Origin of the sequence: Flavobacterium davisii, from assembly GCF_042182265.1 — a bacterium.
In the GTDB taxonomy this organism is placed as follows: domain Bacteria; phylum Bacteroidota; class Bacteroidia; order Flavobacteriales; family Flavobacteriaceae; genus Flavobacterium; species Flavobacterium davisii.
Window position 1 is genome coordinate 734,287 of record NZ_CP097869.1, and the last position, 19,034, is coordinate 753,320.

Genomic DNA, 19,034 nt, shown 5'->3' on the forward strand with positions numbered 1-19,034 from the left:
TCCCTATTTTTATATTTTTATGTACAAAAATTTATTTAAAGAAAAATTGGTTTAACTTGCACATTTTTAATTAATGAATCCAAACTTTGAAAACAAGTACTTTAAAATCCACTTTCTTATTTTTTACTTTTCTCCTATTATGCTCCTTTCAAGATTCTTTTCTTATAAAGAGAATTTCAGATAAAGATTTTCGCTATGAATTCTTTACTACAAACAAAAAGAAAAAACCAGACATAAAAAAAGAATATTTTTGGTTTAAAGGAGGTATGATACATCATGCGCAATATGGATCGGCAGGAGAATTATTGGATGGTAAATTTTCTAAGTTTTACCATAGTAATCAATTAGCTGAACAAGGTACTTTTAGAAAAGGATTAAGAATAAAAGAATGGAAATTTTGGCATCCAAATGGTAAAATTTCCAGTATACAACATTGGGCTTCTGGTGTAAAACATGGAGTATGGCTTTCATTTGACTCAGAGGGTAAGATGATTGAAAGCGGTTTTTATAAAAATAATTTAAAGTCGAAAACTTGGATTAATTATGAACGAAAAGATACTTTAGTTTATAAAAAAGGAGAAATTGTTACACCTAAAATTAAAAAAGAAATACCACAAAAAACAGAAAGCAAAGAAAGTAAAAGAAAAACAAAAACAATAGAAAAATCTTCTGATACGACTAAACCTAGTTTTTTCAAACGCTTATTTAGCAAGAAAAACAAAACTCATGATGCTCAAGGCACATAGTCTACTTTACGCTATTTACATCTGTTTGTTGGTTTCCATAATTTGTGGTGCTTTACTGTATTTCTTCAATTTATACAGTTTGTTAAATCTGCATTATAATCTGGAAGAGGAATTGTATATTCAAAATCAATCTACTTTAAATTTTGCATTGGGCAATAATTTAAAGCCTATGGATATACCTCTTGACGAGGAAAATCCTTTTTTTAATACCTATGAGGTTAAGCCGTACGGATTGTTGCATCTGGTTACAACACAATCGGTTTTTAAAAATGACACCATCACCGCTACACATTTAGTGGGGGGCTATAATCACTTGGAAACAGCACTTTATATTGCCAATTTCACCCAGAATATTGGCTATCAGGGTATGGTGAAAATCAACGGAACTACTTATTTCCCGTCTCAATATGTTTCACCAACATATCTTACTAATGAAGTAAATACATTCGCGCACACAGGAAAGAAAGAAATTTCAAAGCTTCAATTACCTGAAATTAATCCTAAATTTGACCGGATTTTAGAAGGTATGCCGGTTAATAAAGGGAATATAAATAATGCAGAAAAGGTTAAAGATTCGCTGTTTTTTAATTCATTTACTAAACCAACTCAAGAAATTCAAATAGCAAGTCAAGTTCGTAATGTTGTTATAAAAGGTAATTTTATATTACGTAATAGTGATTCTATTCGGATAGCTAAAAATGCTATTTTGGAAGATGTAATGGTTGTTGCTCCTAAAATTTCAATTGAAGAAGGTTTTAAAGGGAATGCTCAGTTTATAGCCACCCAAAAAATTGACATTGCCCCTAAGGTGACTTTAACCTATCCTTCTGCGGTGATTCTAAAAAGTGATGCACAAGAGGAAACCGAAATCAAAATCCACAAGGAGACCAAAATACTAGGCACTGTGGTTTTATTTGGTTCTAGTTTTGAAAATTTAGCTAAAAATAGTTTACGTATTGAGGAAAAGTGTCTGGTAGTGGGTAGTATTTATTGCACGGGTAAACTCGATTTGCAAGGCACAGTATATGGTTCGGTTTTTACCAATAAAGTTTTTCGAAAAACCAATTCCTCAGTTCATGAAAACATCTTACACAATGTAACCATTGATGTTAGTAAAAAGCCAAGTTATTTTATGGATTTTCCGTTATTTGACGACCCCAAAGCACGTTATGGTATCATTAAAAAACTTAAGTAAGCTAAGAGCCAATTCTATTTTAGAATCGGTGGTGGCCTTATGTATTATTTCCATCTGCCTTTATATTGCGATGGTTGTTTTTTCAGTTGTTTTAAGTCCAAAAGCATCGCCAAAATTTTACAATACCCAACACAAAGTCAACGAACTTTTTTATCTAGCACAGGTCAATAGCGACTCATTGCATACGCAAGCGGAAGAAATAGATATTGAAGAAGAAATGGCAACGGGACAAGTAAAACAATGGAAAGTTACTTATAAAGATAGCACGAATCAGATTTTTGAAAAGCAATTTTACCTTATCAATGAAGAAGAGTAACCCTTACTTAAAAGCTTTTTCGCTATTGGAAGCTATTGTTTCTATGGCTATCGCAGCTATAATTATGGGACTCACTTTTGTTATTTTTTCAATGATTACGGAACGTATGTTGGATTACAAAAAGCAAAATCAAGCTACCCATGATGTAAACCGACTTACGTATAGCCTACATAAAGATATTTTTGACAGTGATAAAATGGAATTTTTAGAAAATCAACTTCATTTTTCTAACTATACGGGTTCGATTGTGCGATATTATTGGGAAGAACACTATATAATAAGGCGTAACGAAACTTTTGTAGATACTTTTGATATAGCTGTAAAGCATTTTCAAATAGATTCGTTGCATAATCGTTCAGGGAAATTGCATTTTCAAAAAATAAAAATGAAAATAAGTTCGGACAGCCTACTAATGGATTTGAATTTTTACAAACCTATTTTTGCTCAGGACTTGATACAAAAAAAATATAAAGATGAGTTTTGATTTAAACACCTATAAAAATAATACTTCTACTACTTCGGAAAAATCTTCGGATACCTTTTCTTTTTCGTTGGGTAAAAAATTCTCTGACAAACAAAAAGAAAATTTTTATAGAGAATTAGGTCTTTTGTTAAAATCGGGCGTTGATTTCAAAAAAGCTTTAGAGATCCTGAGTCAACAATCGACACACAAAACCGAAAAGGAAATTATCGTTTCGGTAAAAGCAAAAGTGAGTCAAGGACGAACCATTTATGAATCTATAAAAGAAACCAATCAGTTTTCACCATACGAATATTATAGTATTCAAATAGGCGAAGAAACACGTAAGTTGGAAGAAATTTTATTGGAACTTCAAAAATACTTCAACCGAAAAATTCAGATGAAACGACAAATTGTTTCGGTATTAACCTATCCTGTCATTGTGTTAGTAGTTACTTTTTTGGTACTGTATTTTATGTTGAATAAAGTAGTTCCTATGTTTAGTTCGGTTTTTAAACAATTCGGAAATGAATTACCCCAAAGTACTCAACTCATTATCAGTTTATCGAATCATTCGGGTACGATATTTGGAAGCCTTTTCTTTGTAACCATTGCCGTAACGCTGTTACATTATAGTTTAAAAAACAAAGCTAGTTATCGTGCTTTTATCAGTGCCTTACTCTTGCGCTTACCTTATTTTGGAAAACTGATTCAGAAAATATACCTGTCTCGTTTTTGCCAAGCCATGAGTTTGCTAATCACTTCGCGCACTACATTAATCAATGCTTTATCACTTACCTCAAAAATGATAAGCTTTTATCCCATTGAAAGTTCCATTGAAACCATAAAAAAAGACATTACTAAAGGAGCTTCACTGAGCGAGAGTTTGCGTAAACATACCGTTTTTGAAACAAAAATGATTTCAATGATTGAAGTTTCAGAACAAATCAATCAGTTGGACAGTATGTTTGAAAAACTTACCGAGCAATACAACGAGGAAGTCAACCATCAAACAAAAATGATAGGTGTGGTACTCGAGCCATTACTCATTATTATTATAGGCGTAATTGTAGGGGTTATTATGGTGTCTATGTATGCGCCTATGTTTGACTTGAGTAAGATTATCAAAAATTAATACTGTCTTGTCCTGAGATAGATTTACACAAAATTGTAATTTATAAAATATACTCACGTTATCATGAGGTGATTTGTATACAACATCAACTACATAAAAAATTATACTTTTAGAATAATTTTTTGAACTTTTAGAGTAATTTTTCAAAAGCACATTGTGATTAGATTCGCAAAAAAAAATGCTTATGAAAAAAATTTACACATTATTTTATGCTCTCTTACTAAGTTTAACAACAAATGCTCAAGAGACCGCTTTTTTTGTCCACGCTCATCAGGATGATGCAGTATATTTTTGTGGCGTTCCTCTTTTTAACAAAGTTAGTTCTGGTATAAAAACAGTTGCTATCGTTACTAGTGCTTCAGATCAAGGTGCTCATGACGGGGTTTATACTCCAGATGTAGGTTCTGGTATAACTACTCCTTTCTATCAAGCACGAGATTATGGTTACAAAAAAGCCTTGGAATATTGTTATACTAATTACAATACACCATTACCTTTTAAGGAAAGTACTACTGAAGTTTTAATGGCTGGAAAAAAAGTTAGAAAATGGACTTATGGAAATAATATAACTATGTACTTTCTTGATCTACCAAATGGTCAATGTTGTAGTTTAGACATGGGAGGTTATCCAGCAAATGATAATCAGTCAATTGAAGGTTTGAAAAAAGGTAAAATAAAAAGTATTACGAATGTAACTGGAACTTCAACATATACATGGGCTGAATTAAAAGCAACAATCAAAGCAATTTTTAATACTGAAAAGGGCAGTACATCCAATGTTTATTCAACTGATGTAGATATGGCAATTAATCCTGGTGATCATGCAGATCATTATATTACTTCTGTATTAGCATTGGAAGCTATGGATGGCATGACAGATTTTACGTCTAATCAACATATAGATTATCAATTATCAAATTTGGATATACCCAATTTATCTAATGCAGATGTTATAAAAAAGATATCTACTTTTGGTGCTATGATTTCGGGGATTGGAACCAAAGGATATAGAGCTTCACGTCACTTTGACTCACATTATGAAAGATGGTTTTTAACAGAAAGTATTAGGACTGTTAAAGATACTCATGATCAATTAGTTAATTTAAATTCAGATTTAGGAGGAAATCCATTTATAGTAAATACGAATATTGCTTTAAATAAACCTACAACTGTTAGTGGTTCAGATATATCAAGCACCGATGGACCTAAAGCTAATGATGGCAATTTAAATACATATTGGGGTAACACTGCTTATCCACAATGGTGGAAGGTAGACTTGGGTACCAATTACAATGTTGATGATATTACTGTTGTCAATTATTTTAAAGATACAAGATATTATAAATATACGATTTCAAGCTCTGTTGATGGGGTAACTTGGACTCAAATTGCATCTAAGTCTGATACATCTGATGCTACACAAGCAGGTAATAATTTCACTTTTAGCACTCCTGTTTTGGCTCGATATTTAAAAGTAGATATGACTTATAATTCAGTAAATCAAGGAGTGCATATTTCTGAATTTATTGCTAAAGGTTCCTTAGCTAATGTATCTTCACGAATGAGTATTAAAAACACTATTTCAGATAAAAAATATTTTAAAAACCCGATAAAGAAAGGAGAGATTTTAAATATTGTTTTTGATAATTCTACAAGCAACATTATAAGACTTTTTGATTTGAATGGTAAACAATTATTCAATGAAATTTTTAATCAAATTTCTGCTAATATTAATACAGATTTTCTTGAAAAAGGGATTTATATACTAATGATCAATGATGAAAAAACTAAATTAGTTGTTGAATAATCAAAATATATCTTTTTTATAAAATTCCAATGCTCGGAAATGACGCAAAGTCAGTCTCAACACAATCGTTCGTACAATTTTACAAATCGTGTCTACAATAGTGATAAAGACAAAAGCAACTCGCAAGAGTTGCTTTTGTCTTTTATAGTGCTAACTTCGTTTTATGAAAATCTAAAAGCTTATTTATCTTTTGTTTTTTTAATGAAAGTAGAACGTACTAAAAAGCGTGTATTTTTCAATTTAAACACTATACAAATAGCAGCAGAATTTATAATTTATAAGCTGTAAAAATTAATATTTTTTACATTTGTATTATAAAACAAAACCTATGTCATTATTTTATAAATTATCTATAAAGGAAATAAAAAGAGAAACTCCTAACTCTATTTCAGTAGCTTTTAACGTTCCATCAGAGCTTAAATCTTTTTACAAATTTACTGCGGGGCAATATGTTACCTTAAAACTAACATTAGACGGTCAAGAAATACGAAGGGCTTATTCCTTATGTTCAGCTCCATCATCTGATGAGTTCCGTATAGCTATTAAAGCCGTAAAAAATGGGAGGTTTTCAAAATTTGCAAATGAGCAATTGAAAGAAGGTCATATACTAGAAGTTGGTTTACCAGAAGGACGTTTTATTTTTGAGCCACAAACTGACCGCCAACGAAACTACATAGGATTTGTAGCTGGGAGCGGTATTACACCCGTAATGTCTATTTTACAAACCGTTTTATTACAAGAACCTAAAAGCTCATTTACACTTGTTTATGGAAATAAAACCCCTAATGAAACTATTTTTTATCATCAATTAACTGAATTACAAAAACAGTTTTTGGGTAGACTAACCATTCATTATGTATATAGTCAAGAAGAAGTAGAAGGCCAACTAAAAGGTAGAATTAACAAATCAGTTGTTAATACCATTCATCAAAAACACATCGGGCTAAAATTTGACAACTATTTTTTATGTGGCCCAGAAGAAATGATTGATAGCGTTAATAGTGCTCTAAAAGAAAAAGGTATTGCAGAAAAAGATGTTAAATTTGAATTATTTTCTACTTCACCAACCATTGAAAATACACCAGCTAATTCTCCCCATTCTTTGGATCACGCAAGAATTAAAGTTATTTTAGATGGTGATGAAGCGTTTTTTGAAATGTCTACTAAACAAACCTTATTAGAAGCTACTTTAAAAAAAGGCATGGATGCTCCTTATTCTTGTCAAGGAGGTGTTTGCAGCAGTTGCATTGCTCGGGTTACTTCTGGAAATGCTGTTATGAAAAAAAATTCAATTTTAACGGATAAAGAAATTGCAGATGGATTAATTTTAACCTGTCAAGCACATCCTACATCAGCTGAAATCACAATAAATTTTGACGATGTATAAAAGAATAAAAGGATTTGGTTTTTATAAAGCTAAATCCTTTTTTATTTTATCAATTATTATTTGTGGCGCTATAGTACGCATTACATCCTCATACCCTTCTACTTTCTTATTTCCGTAAACGGAAGTCGGTAATAAGGGATATTTTTCTCTATCAGCTATCAGACAATTTTCTAAAGGTTGGTTAAATGGGCTAAATCCAGAATATGGGTGTGTTGCTCCCCAAAGAGTGATTACATTTACTCCTAACATAGAAGCTATATGACCATTTCCTGAATCCATAGAAAGCATTAAATCTAAATTAGAAATCAAATCTAATTCCTCTTTAAGATTAATTTTACCTGCTACTACTTCTACATTAGAATAATCTTTCTTAAGTTGATATAGTTTTGCTGTTTCTACCTTTCCCCCACCAAATAAAAATATCTTAATTGGTTCTTTTACTAAACCTTCTATAACTTCTTGCATTAAATCTAAAGGGTATATTTTAGACTCATATTGAGCAAAAGGTGCTATTCCTATCCATTTTTTATTCTTATCTCCTGTTATTTTAAGAATTGTATCCGATAACAAAGCTTTATTAGGAAATTGTGGGTTTAACAAATCAAACGTGAAACCCAACATAAGGAGTGTATCTCTATGTCTTTCAAACATAGATTTTACAGGTGCAAAAACTTTATTATTAGCTCGAGTTAATGCCCTATTATCCTTACGCTCTTTGTCTGTAAAAGCTACTTTTTTTCCACTAACAGCAAATAATCCTCTAATAACTTTTGAACGAAGTACATTGTGAAAATCCGCAACAGCATCAATATTCATTTTTTTCAAATCATTATACAAACGTACAAGTCCAATCATCCCTTTGTGCCTATTGTTAAGATCAACTGAAAAGAAATAAACATTTTCTAAATCGTTAAAAAAAGGTTTAAAAAAGGGACGTGAAACTATTGTAATTTTCAACTCAGGATAATTTAAAGACAATGCTCTTAAAACTGGAACTGTCATCGCAACATCTCCCATAGCTGACAAACGGATAACCAATAGATGCTTCATATTACATTTTAAAAAACAAAAACCATTAATAATTTCAAATAAAATAAATACTTAAAACTTCATTTACTAATGGTTTTCTGAAATGAAATTAAAATCATTATTTATTTTGATACAAAACGGGGTTTAAAGCCTCATCATTGTACATTTTCATCTGTTTATAAACTTTCATATACTTATCTCCATTTTCAATATCTTCAATTAATTGACTGATTGAAATAAACATATCGTTTTTTTGTTCTAATAACACATTCAATTTTTCTTGGCATTTTGCTCTATGCTCTTCTGTAGCTGTTAATCGAGTAGCCTCTTCATTCATGTGATAAATCTTTAGAGCTAAAATAGATAATCTATCAATAGCCCAAGCAGGACTTTCTGTATTAATACGGGCATTGGACTTTACTTCAATAACAGCATATTTTTTAAGGAAATAACTATCTATATATTCTACCATATCAGTACGTACCTGATTTGAAGCATCTATTTTACGTTTTAAATCTAACGCTTCTACAGGATCAATATGGGGATCTCGAATGATATCCTCATAATGCCATTGAACTGTATCAACCCAATTTTTAGCATAAAGCAAATGCTCGATAGAACCTTTTTCATAAGGATTTATTATTTCTTGACAAACATCGTCTTTTATATGATACTCTTGAATACTTCTTTCAAATATAGGAAAAGCAAATTCTGCGAACATAGATCAGTTATTAAAATGTTCCACAAAATTATGTATTTTTACGAAATTAATTCATCTTATATGAACCTTAATTTTTTATTTAATAGTGGAAAAAATCCTAAATGGAAATACTATCTAAGTAATATTATGTTAAATTCTTTGCCAAATTTTATATTTAGAAGGCAATATCAAAAATTAATCACTGATTTTAATTCAAGATCTGATAAAGATTATATACTAGAAAGGGTAAATTACTACAACAAATTAGAGCAAAAAAATAGTTTACCCCTGCACGCTAAACAACTAAAAGAAAACAAAATAGAAAAAGCTGGATCTGTATATTATTATGACACGGAATTCATAACTAGATATTTTAGCCCTACTCTTAATTTTTTTACCTGCTATGGCGATATAACGCATATCCCTAATGAACCTTCTATTTTAAAAAGTAGGCCTATTGTTGGAAATAATGAGAATAGCGTATTACTAAATCTTGATAAAGTAAGACACTTTATTTTTTTAAGAGATAAGAAGAAATTTGAAGAAAAAACCAACAAAGCAATATTTAGAGGAAAAATAATAGGCAAACAACAAAGAATTAATTTTATGAATATTTTTTTTGGAAATCCTTTATTTGATATTGGAGATGTTTCAAAACATATTACAAAACCCGAATGGAAAGTTCCTAAAAAAACATTATGGCAACATTTAGATTATAAATTTATAATGGCATTAGAAGGCAATGATGTTGCAAGTAATTTAAAATGGGTTATGTCATCTAATTCTATTGCTGTAATGCCAAAACCAACGTATGAAACATGGTTTATGGAAGGAAAACTAATACCTGACTTTCACTATATTGAGGTTGATGCAGACTTTTCTAATTTAGAACAAAAATTAAATTATTATATAGAAAATCCATCAGAAGCAAACCAAATTATAAGAAACGCAAATACTTATTGCAAACAATTTTATGATTCAAAAAGAGAAAAAATAATAGGATTACTTGTAATGAAAAAATATTTTGAAAAAACCAATCAAATTTAATCTATGAAAATACACCATATAGCTGAACAAAATAGCATTTTAAATCATTTCTTAACAGAAATAAGAGATCTGGATGTACAAAAAGATCGTATGCGTTTTAGAAAAAACATAGAACGCATAGGAGAAATCATGTCCTATGAAATAAGTAAAACATTAGATTATCAAGATATTGAAGTAAAAACACCTCTTGGCATAAAACATACATCTAAATTAGCTACTCCTATTGCTTTATGCTCTATATTAAGAGCTGGACTTGCTTTACATCAAGGTTTTATCAACTATTTTGATGAAGCTGAAAATGGTTTTGTATCAGCTTATAGACATCATTATAATCATGATGACAATTTTGAGATATTAGTAGAGTACCAAGCCATTCCTTCCTTTAAAGATAAAAATCTTATACTGATAGATCCTATGTTAGCAACTGGTCAATCTATAGTTGCTGTTTTAAACAAATTACATCTAGAACATCAACCTAAAGAAATTCATATAGCTGTAGTTATTGCTGCTCCAGAAGGTATTCAATACCTAAAAAATAACTTACCTAAAAACAGCCATTTATGGATTGCTTCTATAGATGAAAAACTAAATGAAAAAAATTATATTATTCCAGGCCTTGGAGATGCAGGCGATTTAGCATACGGTGAAAAATTATAATATTTGTAACAAATAAGTAACTAAACTTGCCAATACTAATAAAAGAACAATCCCTTCTTTTAACCAGATTTTCTTGATCGTTTCTAAATAATTAGTTAACATAATAGCTACGGGTACAAAAGTATATATCAAGTAGCTATTGTGTTTTTCGGGCATTACAAAGTAAACTGCTAACGCTATTAAAAAAGCAAATATAATTTTACGATAAGAAGAAATTAAATGAGACATTTTACTTTGTAAAATAAATAACATACTTACAAAGGCAATTAAAGATACCACAATATAAATTGCTACTGCTATATTTTGAAAGATATTAGTCAAATCTTTTACCTTAAAGTCAACATAAATCTGCTTAGGATATAAGGTCAAAAACGCTGGATATAAAGCCAAAGAAAACATTAAACCAATTACTAAAACAGTAAAGAAAGCTATAAAAGGAATAAGCCAATTACGATAATCTCTTGATACATGAAGTATAATAGATGAAAAAACAAGTAATAAAAAAAGAATACACCAAAAATTAATCAAGGAAGCTAAAAAAATCCATAATGAAGCATCAAAAATTTTTTCTTTAGGCGTAATCATAGAGTGCATAGAAATCAATCTTCGTAAAGCCAATAATATAAAAGCGTTGGATAGGATTAATTTTAGATCCGATAGTGTATCTGGAAATAATATTAAAAAAATAAAAAACAATAAGAAGGTATAACTATTATCTTTACTCAAACCATTTTTCTTTGTAATAAAATTGGTAATTAACAAAGACCCTACTAATAGTAGTAACAATATGCTTTTTTGCCCAATTTCTATTCCTGTTAAATCTAGAGAACTAGTATTGAATTGGTAAAACAAAAAACAAATCACCAATAAAATTATCACTATTACATAATTTATTGGTCGAGATTTACTAAAAACACTTGTAATCATAAGTATATTTTATATTTTTGCTGTGTAAATATAATACATTCATCATGATGAAATCAATTTTTGAAGCAATTCAATGGTTATTTGAAGCTGTTTTATTTGCTCCACACGACTTAATGCGCTCCATGGAGTTAGAAAACTGGTGGGTTGCAAACCTTATTAACTGGGTATTATGGGCAATTATTTGTTATTATATTTGGTATTGGATTAAGCAATTAAAAATATTCAAAGATAATAACGAAGACCAACAAGATACTACAGCTCATTCGTTTTTAAAATAAAAAAAATGCCACGATAACTTTATCGTGGCATTTTTTTACTCTTTAACGCCGCTATGCAATGCAAAAAAGCTAAAATTTAGAATAAAAATCCTTATTATTTTGCATCCAATCAAAAGTTTAAATCACTTCAATACAAATAAAAAGAATAATCTAATATTTTTCCTTTAGATCCTTGCCTATATCTTTTCTAAAATACATTTTATCAAAAGAGATTTTGGCTATGCTATCGTATGATTTTTCTAAAGCCTCCGCAAAATTTATACCATAAGAAGAAACAGCCAACACCCTACCTCCACTCGTTACAATTGCATCATTTTCATTTTTAGTTCCTGCATGAAAAACAATTGAATCTGTTACTATATTATCAAATCCTGTAATCACTTTTCCTTTTTCATAATCTTCAGGATAGCCTCCTGAAGCTACAATTACTGTAGTAGCTGCTCTTTCATCCGTTTCTAAAATAGCTGTATATAATTCTTCTCTTGCTACAGCTTGAAATAATTTAACTAAATCTGATTTGATACGAAGCATTACTACCTCCGTCTCTGGATCGCCCATACGTACATTGTACTCAATTACCATAGGTTCTCCTTTTACATTAATCAATCCGATAAATATAAATCCCTTATAATCAATACTATCTTTTTGTAAACCTTCAATTGTTGGTTTTACTATACGTGTTTCTACTTTTTCCATAAAAACGGAATCAGCAAATGGTACTGGTGAAACAGCCCCCATACCTCCTGTATTTAGTCCTGTATCTCCTTCACCTATCCGTTTATAATCCTTAGCCGTTGGTAAAATTTTATATGATTTACCGTCTGTTAAAACAAAACAACTTAATTCGATACCATCCAAAAATTCTTCAATAACTACTTTTGAAGAGGCTTCACCAAATTTAGCATCCACTAACATATTTCGTAATTCTTGTTGTGCTTCAACTAGATCATGTAGAATTAAAACCCCTTTTCCGGCAGCTAAACCATCCGCTTTTAAAACATACGGGGACTTAAGAGTTGTTAAAAATTGACAACCTTCCTCTACTGTTTCTTTTGTAAAACTTTCATAACGAGCGGTTGGAATATTATTTTTTACTAAGAACTGCTTGGCAAATTCTTTACTCCCTTCTAATTGAGCTCCTATTTTTGAAGGCCCTATTACAGGAATATTTTGTAATTGTAAATCGTTTTTAAAATAATCATAAATACCATTTACCAATGGATCTTCTGGACCTACTACAAGCATTTCAACCTTGTTTTCTATTACAAAACTCTTTACTGCATTAAAATCTAATGGATTAATAGAAACATTTGTTGCTATTGATCCTGTTCCTGCATTTCCTGGTGCAACAAATAATTTTGTGCATTCCAAACTTTGGAGCATTTTCCAAGCTAAAGCATGTTCTCTTCCGCCTGAACCTAAAAGTAAAATTGTCATAGTGTTGTGTTGTTATATCCTAACTAGCTATTTGAGTATAATATAAGCTCGTTCTAGGATTCATTTGCGGTACAAAAATAATGGGTTTAAAATGATTATGAAAGCTTGTATTTTCTTATTTTTGGAAAAAAACAATATGTTTCGTTTTTTCGATTGGGCTTTAAAATTAAATGGTTTCCCTATGAAGGAGGCTAAAACAGAATTTAATACCATAATGGCTCTTCCCGTAGAATCCCGTACAGATTTTGTTGAGAAGAAAAAAAAGGAAATTTTAAAATATCACCTTCAAAACAATTCTTATTATAAGAACTTTATAGGAAATAAGAATATTAAAAATTGGGAAGACATTCCTATAATGACTAAAAAAGATTTTCAAAAACCTTTACAAGAAAGGCTTTCAAAAGGTTTTACTGAAAAAAATATTTTTAAAAACAAAACATCAGGTTCTAGTGGTGATCCTTTTATTTTTGCAAAAGACAAGTATACTCATGCTATTACTTGGGCATCCATTATTTACCGATTTAACTGGTATAACATTGATTTTAATAAAAGCTACCAAGCTCGATTTTATGGTATTCCTTTAGATTTTTTTGGATATACTAAAGAAAGAATTAAAGATTTTTTCAGTAATCGTTATCGGTTTTCTATTTTTGATTTATCCGACAAAGTTCTAGAAAATATTTTACAAAAATTTAAAAAAAAGAAATTTGATCACATCAATGGATATACCAGTTCCATTGTACTTTTTAGTAAATTTTTACAAAAAAAAGACCTAGTCTTAAAAGATCTTTGTCCTACTCTGACGGCCTGTTTTGTTACTTCTGAAATGTTATTTGATGAAGATAAAATTTTAATTGAAAAACAATTTGGCATTCCTGTAATTAATGAATATGGTGCTTCAGAATTAGATTTAATTGCTTTTCAAAATACAAATAACGGTTGGCAGCTTAATAATGAAACATTATTCATAGAAATAGTAGATAAAAACAACCAAATATTACCTTTCGGTCAAGAAGGTCGCATTATCATTACCTCCCTTTACAACAAAGCCCATCCTTTTATACGCTATGATATAGGAGATATAGGGATTATTGATGAAAAAAGTTCCCCTACAAAACCTTTACTAAAAAAATTGGTAGGACGGACTAATGATATAGCCATTTTACCAAGTGGAAAAAAAGCCCCTGGTCTTACTTTTTATTATGTTACAAAAAGCATCATAGAAGATGACGGAAATGTAAAAGAGTTTATTATTAAACAGACTAAAATCAATACTTTCGAAATTGATTATGTTAGCGAAAAAGAATTAACTCTAGAACAAATTAATAAAATAAATGAAGCTATTAATTTATATTTAGAACCTAATCTACATTTTACTTATAATCGAAAAAACGTACTACTAAGAAGTAACAGAGGCAAATTAAAACAATTTCAAAGTCAACTTTAATTTCTATATTTCAAAAAACCTCTAAAAGTCCATTGAATCATATAATGAATAGATTCTAAAATAGATAATTTTTCAACTTGTCTATAAAATTGCCATTGATATTTGACCAATGCTTTTTTATTTCGAGATAGTGAATTTTGTCTAATTCTATAAATTGCTTGTGGTTCTTGAATACCATAAGCATAGGGTATTTCTTTTAGATATTTCAACCACAATCCCATATCCTGCCTTTTTAAAATATCAGGCATTTCCTTTACTCCTAACACTTTTACATTTAAAAAAGCTGTTAAGCAGCTAATAGAATTTGTTTTTAATATATCTGTATAAGTAACTTTTTGTGGAACTATAAAATCGGAATAAACAAACTCTAAGTTTTCATTTGATCTTTTGTATGAAGAAAAGACAAAATTAATTCCAGTTTGTTCTATTGTCTTGATACTTGTGTCAATAAAAGAAGGAAACCAAAGATCATCAGCATCTAAAAAAGTCATATAATTACCCTTTGCTAATTTTATTACTTCATTTCTTGCTTTTGATGCTCCTGAATTTTGATTTAATTTTATCAAGTAAATCCGTTTGTCATCTTTCATAAAACGTTCAATAATCCCTACCGTTTCATCCGAAGAATAATCATCTACAATCAACATTTCCCAATTTGTATATGTTTGTGATTGAACTGATTGTATTGTCTCTGCTATGTATTTTGCAGAATTATGAGCAGGTGTTATAATAGAAACTAAATCATTCATTTAATACGCTTTTTCATCTCCTAAAATGAATTTTTTAAGAGTCACTAAAATAATTTTTATATCAAGTAAAAGAGTCCAGTTTTCAATATAAAACAAATCGAATTTTAATCGGTCTTCTATGTCTTGATCCGTAAGAATTTCTCCTCGACATCCTTTAATTTGAGCGAGGCCTGTAACTCCTGGTTTGATATAATGACGCTCCATAAACTTATCAAATCGTTGTGCATAATCTTCATTAACGCTTAACATTTGAGGGCGAGGACCAACCACTGACATATCTCCTAATAAGACGTTAATAAACTGTGGCATTTCATCTATACTTGATTTTCTTAAAAATTTACCAAGTGCGGTAACACGCTCGTCATCTTTAGACGCTAATTGCCTATCTGCCAAATCATTGATTTTCATTGAACGAAACTTAAAACAATCAAAACTTTGATTATTAATTCCATGTCTTTGTTGTTTAAAAAAAATAGGACCTTTGGAATCTATTTTAATTAAAAGTGCAATCAAAGGAATAAGCCAAGAAAGCACGAAAAGGATAACTAAAAATGAAAAAAGAATATCAAACAAACGCTTTATCCAATGATTAAACCATAATTCCAAAGGTGTTTTTCTAATTGAAATCAACGGAATATATCCATAATAATCTAAAGACATATTATGAGAAAGTGCGGAATTATCTGGTATTAATTTTATGGTCTTAAAGTGGTTATGCGCATAGGCAATGACATCATCTGAATACTCTTTTGAAATACTATTCAAATCACAATAAATTTCATCTATTGACTGTTCTTTAATTATTTTTTTTAATTCTATAAAAGAAATATTCTCAGAAATCATGGAGTATAATCTATACCCCAAGTCTTTATTTTGTTTAAAAAAATCAGCTAATTCTATTGCTTTTTCTTTTTGACCTATAATAATTACTCTTCTATAGTTACCTCCTAAAAGTTGACGATATTTCCTTAAAGAATAATATATACCGAATTTAAAAAAAGTAACAAAAAGGGTTAAACAAAAAAGGTATTTAAAAACTAATTGATGAGTAACTCCTTTTTCTAAAATAAAAATAAGTGTAATAAATATGGAAGAAAATATTGATAATTGCTTCAGAGTCTTAAAAAAAATTTTAACAGGTGCTGTAAAACGATATATTTCGTAAAACTCTGTAAAATTAGATGTAATCGTCCAAACAATAAGTAAAGAGATGATTTCTTTTAGATTAAATGTAAGAACAGGAAACAACAACAGCAATAGCCAAACAATCAAAAGAAAGTCGACTAAATAAGAAATAGGTCTAATATATTTTGAATATCTACCTACTGCCATTGATTAACGGATATACTCTTTAAAATCTTTATGTTCTTCTTTTAATAATTCTTCTTTAGGAAGTGATTTAAAATATTCATACGTCAATTTCATACCTTGACTACGTGATACTTTAGCTTCCCATCCTAAAATTTCTTTTGCTTTTGTTGTATCAGGTTGACGTTGTAAAGGATCATTTTCTGGAAGCGGTTGGTATACGATTTTCTGATCTGTTCCCGTCAGCTTAATAATTTCTTCTGCAAAATCTTTGATTGTTATTTCATCCGAATTACCAATATTTACAGGGTAAGAATAATCTGACAATAACAATCTATAAATACCTTCTATTTGATCATCTACGTAGCAAAAAGAACGTGTTTGACTACCATCACCAAAGATAGTCAAATCTTCGCCTCTTAAGGCTTGACCAATAAAAGCGGGAATTACACGACCATCGTTTAAACGCATTCTAGGTCCATAGGTATTAAAAATTCGTACAATACGTGTTTCTAACCCATGAAAACGATGATATGCCATCGTAATGGATTCTTGAAACCGTTTGGCTTCATCATATACACCACGGGGTCCTATAGTATTTACATTACCAAAATAATCTTCCGTTTGAGGATGAACCAACGGATCGCCATATACTTCTGAAGTTGAAGCAATTAAAATACGTGCTTTTTTTACTCGAGCTAACCCTAATAAATTATGCGTTCCTAAGGAACCTACTTTTAAAGTTTGAATAGGAATTTTTAGATAATCAATTGGTGATGCTGGAGAAGCAAAATGAAGAATATAGTCTAATTCTCCAGGGACATGCACAAACTTTGAAACATCGTGATGGTAAAAATCAAAATTTTGAAGCTTAAATAAATGTTGGATATTTTTTAGATCACCTGTTATCAAATTATCCATACCAATAACGTGGTAACCTTCTTTGATAAAACGATCACATAAATGAGAACCTAAAAATCCTGCAGCTCCAGTTATAAGAATTCTTTTCATTGTAATTTTGTTTGCGCTAATGATTCTTTCCAATCTTTAATACTAATGCTAAAATTAGTTTTAATTTTTGTTTTATCCAACACACTATAATTAGGTCTCTTAGCTGGCGTTGGGTAATCCTTCGTTGGTATTGGATTTACTTTTATAGATATTGAATTTTGTTTAAAAATTTCTACTGCAAAATCAAACCAAGAACACACACCTTCATTACTAAAATTATAAATACCGAATGAATTATGAATTGTAGATTGCTGTTCTAAAATTTTTAAAATTGCATCTGCTAAATCCACAGCATTCGTTGGCGTTCCAATTTGATCTGCCACTACATTTAGTTCCTCACGTCCTTGAGCCAATCGAAGCATTGTTTTCATAAAATTATTTCCGAACTGAGAGTACACCCAAGAAGTTCTAATAATAAAATGTTTGGTACAATTGGCTATTACCTCTTTTTCTCCCTCTAACTTAGTTTGTCCATACACGCCTAATGGATTCGTCTGATCTGTTTCTAAATAAGGTACGTTATTCAAACCATTAAAAACGAAGTCTGTTGACACGTGAACTAATGTAGCTTTTACTTTTTCACAAGCTATAGCTAAATTTTTAGGACCAACTACATTAACTAGATATGCTTTTTCTTGATCTGATTCCGCTTTATCTACAGCTGTATAGGCAGCTGTGTTAATACAGCAATCAATTTCATTATGATCAAAAAAAGTATTTATTTGATCTTGATTTGTAATATCTAAATCTTGTGAGTTAGCAAAAATAAATTGCATCTCAGCGTACTGAGATGCAATAAATTGTAATGACTGGCCTAGTTGTCCTGAAGCTCCTGTTACTAAAACTACCATACCTTTCGAGCATTTTCTAGAGTTGGTAATATTTTATCTTTTCCGGATATAATCAACTCTGATTCAGGTATACCCCAATCAATTGCTAGAGTTGGATCGTTATAAATGAGTCCTCCTTCACTTTCTTTGTTATAAAAATTATCACATTTATAAAAAAAGGAGGCCTTATTACTCAATACAATGAATCCATGAGCAAATCCTCTTGGAATATAAAACTGTTTTTTATTTTCAGCCGTTAATAAGATACTATAAGATTGACCATACGTATCGGAATCAGGACGTAAATCTACCGCTACATCTAGCACTTCACCTTCTAGTACACGTACTAATTTAGCTTGGGCATATTCTCCGCATTGGTAGTGTAATCCTCTCAAAACGCCTTTTGAAGAATACGATTGATTGTCTTGTACAAAATTTACTTCTTTCCCTATTCCTTTATTAAAAGTGTTTTGATTAAAACTTTCCATGAAATAACCTCGTTCATCATGAATAACATTAGGTTCTAATACAAAACAACCTCTTAGTTTGGTCTCTATAAAATTCATTA

The 19,034-nt window shown here is 30.1% G+C and carries 20 protein-coding genes; 11 read left to right on the plus strand and 9 right to left on the minus strand.

The genetic code is table 11. The features are described from left to right. Positions 1–86: 86 nt before the first annotated feature. The 7 genes from NAB20_RS02980 (at position 87) to NAB20_RS03010 (ending at position 7,046) form a co-directional block, all read left to right on the plus strand. Positions 87–746 (plus strand): toxin-antitoxin system YwqK family antitoxin, encoded by a 660-nt coding sequence (locus NAB20_RS02980; RefSeq protein ID WP_105196263.1) that lies wholly within the window; start codon positions 87–89, stop codon positions 744–746. Then, positions 727–1,941, plus strand: coding sequence for a hypothetical protein (locus NAB20_RS02985; RefSeq protein ID WP_375605474.1), 1,215 nt, complete (start codon positions 727–729; stop codon positions 1,939–1,941). Before NAB20_RS02980 ends, NAB20_RS02985 begins: the two co-directional genes overlap by 20 nt. Next, positions 1,916–2,257 (plus strand): hypothetical protein, encoded by a 342-nt coding sequence (locus tag NAB20_RS02990; protein WP_105196261.1) that lies wholly within the window; start codon positions 1,916–1,918, stop codon positions 2,255–2,257. The genes NAB20_RS02985 and NAB20_RS02990 overlap by 26 nt, the downstream gene beginning before the upstream one ends. After that, complete coding sequence (locus NAB20_RS02995) at positions 2,244–2,741, plus strand: type II secretion system protein J (RefSeq protein WP_375605475.1); 498 nt, start codon at positions 2,244–2,246, stop codon at positions 2,739–2,741. The genes NAB20_RS02990 and NAB20_RS02995 overlap by 14 nt, the downstream gene beginning before the upstream one ends. After that, positions 2,731–3,852: a type II secretion system F family protein gene (locus NAB20_RS03000; protein ID WP_375605476.1), complete on the plus strand. Its 1,122-nt coding sequence runs from the start codon at positions 2,731–2,733 to the stop codon at positions 3,850–3,852. Before NAB20_RS02995 ends, NAB20_RS03000 begins: the two co-directional genes overlap by 11 nt. A gap of 184 nt (positions 3,853–4,036) precedes the next feature. Beyond that, the gene (locus NAB20_RS03005; protein ID WP_164849094.1) at positions 4,037–5,659 is read left to right on the plus strand and encodes a discoidin domain-containing protein; all 1,623 of its coding nucleotides are present in this window, start codon (positions 4,037–4,039) and stop codon (positions 5,657–5,659) included. 328 nt (positions 5,660–5,987) lie between these two features. Next, positions 5,988–7,046: a ferredoxin--NADP reductase gene (locus tag NAB20_RS03010; protein ID WP_105196257.1), complete on the plus strand. Its 1,059-nt coding sequence runs from the start codon at positions 5,988–5,990 to the stop codon at positions 7,044–7,046. 21 nt (positions 7,047–7,067) lie between these two features. Here the strand turns inward: NAB20_RS03010 and NAB20_RS03015 are convergent, their stop codons facing one another. Together NAB20_RS03015 and NAB20_RS03020 are read right to left on the minus strand one after the other, a co-directional pair. Beyond that, positions 7,068–8,096, minus strand: a complete 1,029-nt coding sequence (locus NAB20_RS03015) for a glycosyltransferase family 9 protein (protein WP_105196256.1) — start codon at positions 8,094–8,096, stop codon at positions 7,068–7,070. A 97-nt stretch (positions 8,097–8,193) separates the two neighbouring features. After that, the gene (locus NAB20_RS03020) at positions 8,194–8,796 is read right to left on the minus strand and encodes a DUF4254 domain-containing protein (RefSeq protein WP_088391128.1); all 603 of its coding nucleotides are present in this window, start codon (positions 8,794–8,796) and stop codon (positions 8,194–8,196) included. A 30-nt stretch (positions 8,797–8,826) separates the two neighbouring features. On the opposite strand from NAB20_RS03020, the gene NAB20_RS03025 reads away from it, so the two are divergent. Both NAB20_RS03025 and upp read left to right on the plus strand, forming a co-directional pair. Continuing rightward, complete coding sequence (locus tag NAB20_RS03025; RefSeq protein WP_240668951.1) at positions 8,827–9,822, plus strand: glycosyl transferase family 90; 996 nt, start codon at positions 8,827–8,829, stop codon at positions 9,820–9,822. Between the two features lie 3 nt (positions 9,823–9,825). Then, entirely contained in the window at positions 9,826–10,479 is a 654-nt protein-coding gene (gene upp / locus NAB20_RS03030; protein ID WP_088391130.1) for a uracil phosphoribosyltransferase, read from the plus strand. Here the strand turns inward: upp and NAB20_RS03035 are convergent. Continuing rightward, a complete protein-coding gene (locus NAB20_RS03035) occupies positions 10,474–11,406 on the minus strand; it encodes a DUF6427 family protein (RefSeq protein ID WP_088391132.1) in 933 nt (310 codons plus the stop codon). The two genes, upp and NAB20_RS03035, sit on opposite strands and share 6 nt — an antisense overlap. Positions 11,407–11,453: 47 nt before the next feature. On the opposite strand from NAB20_RS03035, the gene NAB20_RS03040 reads away from it, so the two are divergent. Next, a complete protein-coding gene (locus NAB20_RS03040) occupies positions 11,454–11,684 on the plus strand; it encodes a uracil phosphoribosyltransferase (RefSeq protein ID WP_088391134.1) in 231 nt (76 codons plus the stop codon). A gap of 150 nt (positions 11,685–11,834) precedes the next feature. Here the strand turns inward: NAB20_RS03040 and purD are convergent, their stop codons facing one another. Next, complete coding sequence (gene purD / locus NAB20_RS03045) at positions 11,835–13,121, minus strand: phosphoribosylamine--glycine ligase (RefSeq protein ID WP_088391136.1); 1,287 nt, start codon at positions 13,119–13,121, stop codon at positions 11,835–11,837. A 136-nt stretch (positions 13,122–13,257) separates the two neighbouring features. On the opposite strand from purD, the gene NAB20_RS03050 reads away from it, so the two are divergent. Next, complete coding sequence (locus NAB20_RS03050; RefSeq protein WP_088391165.1) at positions 13,258–14,568, plus strand: phenylacetate--CoA ligase family protein; 1,311 nt, start codon at positions 13,258–13,260, stop codon at positions 14,566–14,568. Here NAB20_RS03050 and NAB20_RS03055 read toward each other — a convergent pair. The 5 genes from NAB20_RS03055 to rfbC are packed head-to-tail and all read right to left on the minus strand — an operon-like array spanning position 14,565 to position 19,032. Beyond that, the gene (locus NAB20_RS03055; protein WP_105196254.1) at positions 14,565–15,317 is read right to left on the minus strand and encodes a glycosyltransferase family 2 protein; all 753 of its coding nucleotides are present in this window, start codon (positions 15,315–15,317) and stop codon (positions 14,565–14,567) included. The genes NAB20_RS03050 and NAB20_RS03055 overlap by 4 nt on opposite strands. Next, positions 15,318–16,649 carry an exopolysaccharide biosynthesis polyprenyl glycosylphosphotransferase gene (locus NAB20_RS03060; protein ID WP_105196253.1) on the minus strand — a complete coding sequence of 444 codons (1,332 nt, stop codon included), beginning with the start codon at positions 16,647–16,649 and terminating at the stop codon, positions 15,318–15,320. A 3-nt stretch (positions 16,650–16,652) separates the two neighbouring features. Continuing rightward, complete coding sequence (locus NAB20_RS03065) at positions 16,653–17,636, minus strand: UDP-glucuronic acid decarboxylase family protein (protein ID WP_375605477.1); 984 nt, start codon at positions 17,634–17,636, stop codon at positions 16,653–16,655. Continuing rightward, complete coding sequence (gene rfbD / locus NAB20_RS03070) at positions 17,633–18,487, minus strand: dTDP-4-dehydrorhamnose reductase (RefSeq protein WP_375605478.1); 855 nt, start codon at positions 18,485–18,487, stop codon at positions 17,633–17,635. The genes NAB20_RS03065 and rfbD overlap by 4 nt, the downstream gene beginning before the upstream one ends. Continuing rightward, on the minus strand, positions 18,481–19,032 hold the full coding sequence (gene rfbC / locus NAB20_RS03075) for a dTDP-4-dehydrorhamnose 3,5-epimerase (RefSeq protein WP_105196251.1): 552 nt from the start codon (positions 19,030–19,032) through the stop codon (positions 18,481–18,483). Before rfbC ends, rfbD begins: the two co-directional genes overlap by 7 nt. Between the last annotated feature and the right edge of the window lie 2 nt (positions 19,033–19,034).

Bases quoted from the DNA above. Each gene is read 5' to 3' on its own strand.
- NAB20_RS02985 (WP_375605474.1), top strand. From the start codon at position 727: ATGATGCTCAAGGCACATAGTCTACTTTACGCTATTTACATCTGTTTG.
- NAB20_RS02990 (WP_105196261.1), top strand. From the start codon at position 1,916: ATGGTATCATTAAAAAACTTAAGTAAGCTAAGAGCCAATTCTATTTTA.
- NAB20_RS02995 (WP_375605475.1), top strand. From the start codon at position 2,244: ATGAAGAAGAGTAACCCTTACTTAAAAGCTTTTTCGCTATTGGAAGCT.
- NAB20_RS03000 (WP_375605476.1), top strand. From the start codon at position 2,731: ATGAGTTTTGATTTAAACACCTATAAAAATAATACTTCTACTACTTCG.
- NAB20_RS03005 (WP_164849094.1), top strand. From the start codon at position 4,037: ATGAAAAAAATTTACACATTATTTTATGCTCTCTTACTAAGTTTAACA.
- NAB20_RS03010 (WP_105196257.1), top strand. From the start codon at position 5,988: ATGTCATTATTTTATAAATTATCTATAAAGGAAATAAAAAGAGAAACT.
- NAB20_RS03015 (WP_105196256.1), bottom strand. From the start codon at position 8,096: ATGAAGCATCTATTGGTTATCCGTTTGTCAGCTATGGGAGATGTTGCG.
- NAB20_RS03020 (WP_088391128.1), bottom strand. From the start codon at position 8,796: ATGTTCGCAGAATTTGCTTTTCCTATATTTGAAAGAAGTATTCAAGAG.
- NAB20_RS03025 (WP_240668951.1), top strand. From the start codon at position 8,827: ATGTATTTTTACGAAATTAATTCATCTTATATGAACCTTAATTTTTTA.
- upp (WP_088391130.1), top strand. From the start codon at position 9,826: ATGAAAATACACCATATAGCTGAACAAAATAGCATTTTAAATCATTTC.
- NAB20_RS03035 (WP_088391132.1), bottom strand. From the start codon at position 11,406: ATGATTACAAGTGTTTTTAGTAAATCTCGACCAATAAATTATGTAATA.
- NAB20_RS03040 (WP_088391134.1), top strand. From the start codon at position 11,454: ATGAAATCAATTTTTGAAGCAATTCAATGGTTATTTGAAGCTGTTTTA.
- purD (WP_088391136.1), bottom strand. From the start codon at position 13,121: ATGACAATTTTACTTTTAGGTTCAGGCGGAAGAGAACATGCTTTAGCT.
- NAB20_RS03050 (WP_088391165.1), top strand. From the start codon at position 13,258: ATGTTTCGTTTTTTCGATTGGGCTTTAAAATTAAATGGTTTCCCTATG.
- NAB20_RS03055 (WP_105196254.1), bottom strand. From the start codon at position 15,317: ATGAATGATTTAGTTTCTATTATAACACCTGCTCATAATTCTGCAAAA.
- NAB20_RS03060 (WP_105196253.1), bottom strand. From the start codon at position 16,649: ATGGCAGTAGGTAGATATTCAAAATATATTAGACCTATTTCTTATTTA.
- NAB20_RS03065 (WP_375605477.1), bottom strand. From the start codon at position 17,636: ATGAAAAGAATTCTTATAACTGGAGCTGCAGGATTTTTAGGTTCTCAT.
- rfbD (WP_375605478.1), bottom strand. From the start codon at position 18,487: ATGGTAGTTTTAGTAACAGGAGCTTCAGGACAACTAGGCCAGTCATTA.
- rfbC (WP_105196251.1), bottom strand. From the start codon at position 19,032: ATGAATTTTATAGAGACCAAACTAAGAGGTTGTTTTGTATTAGAACCT.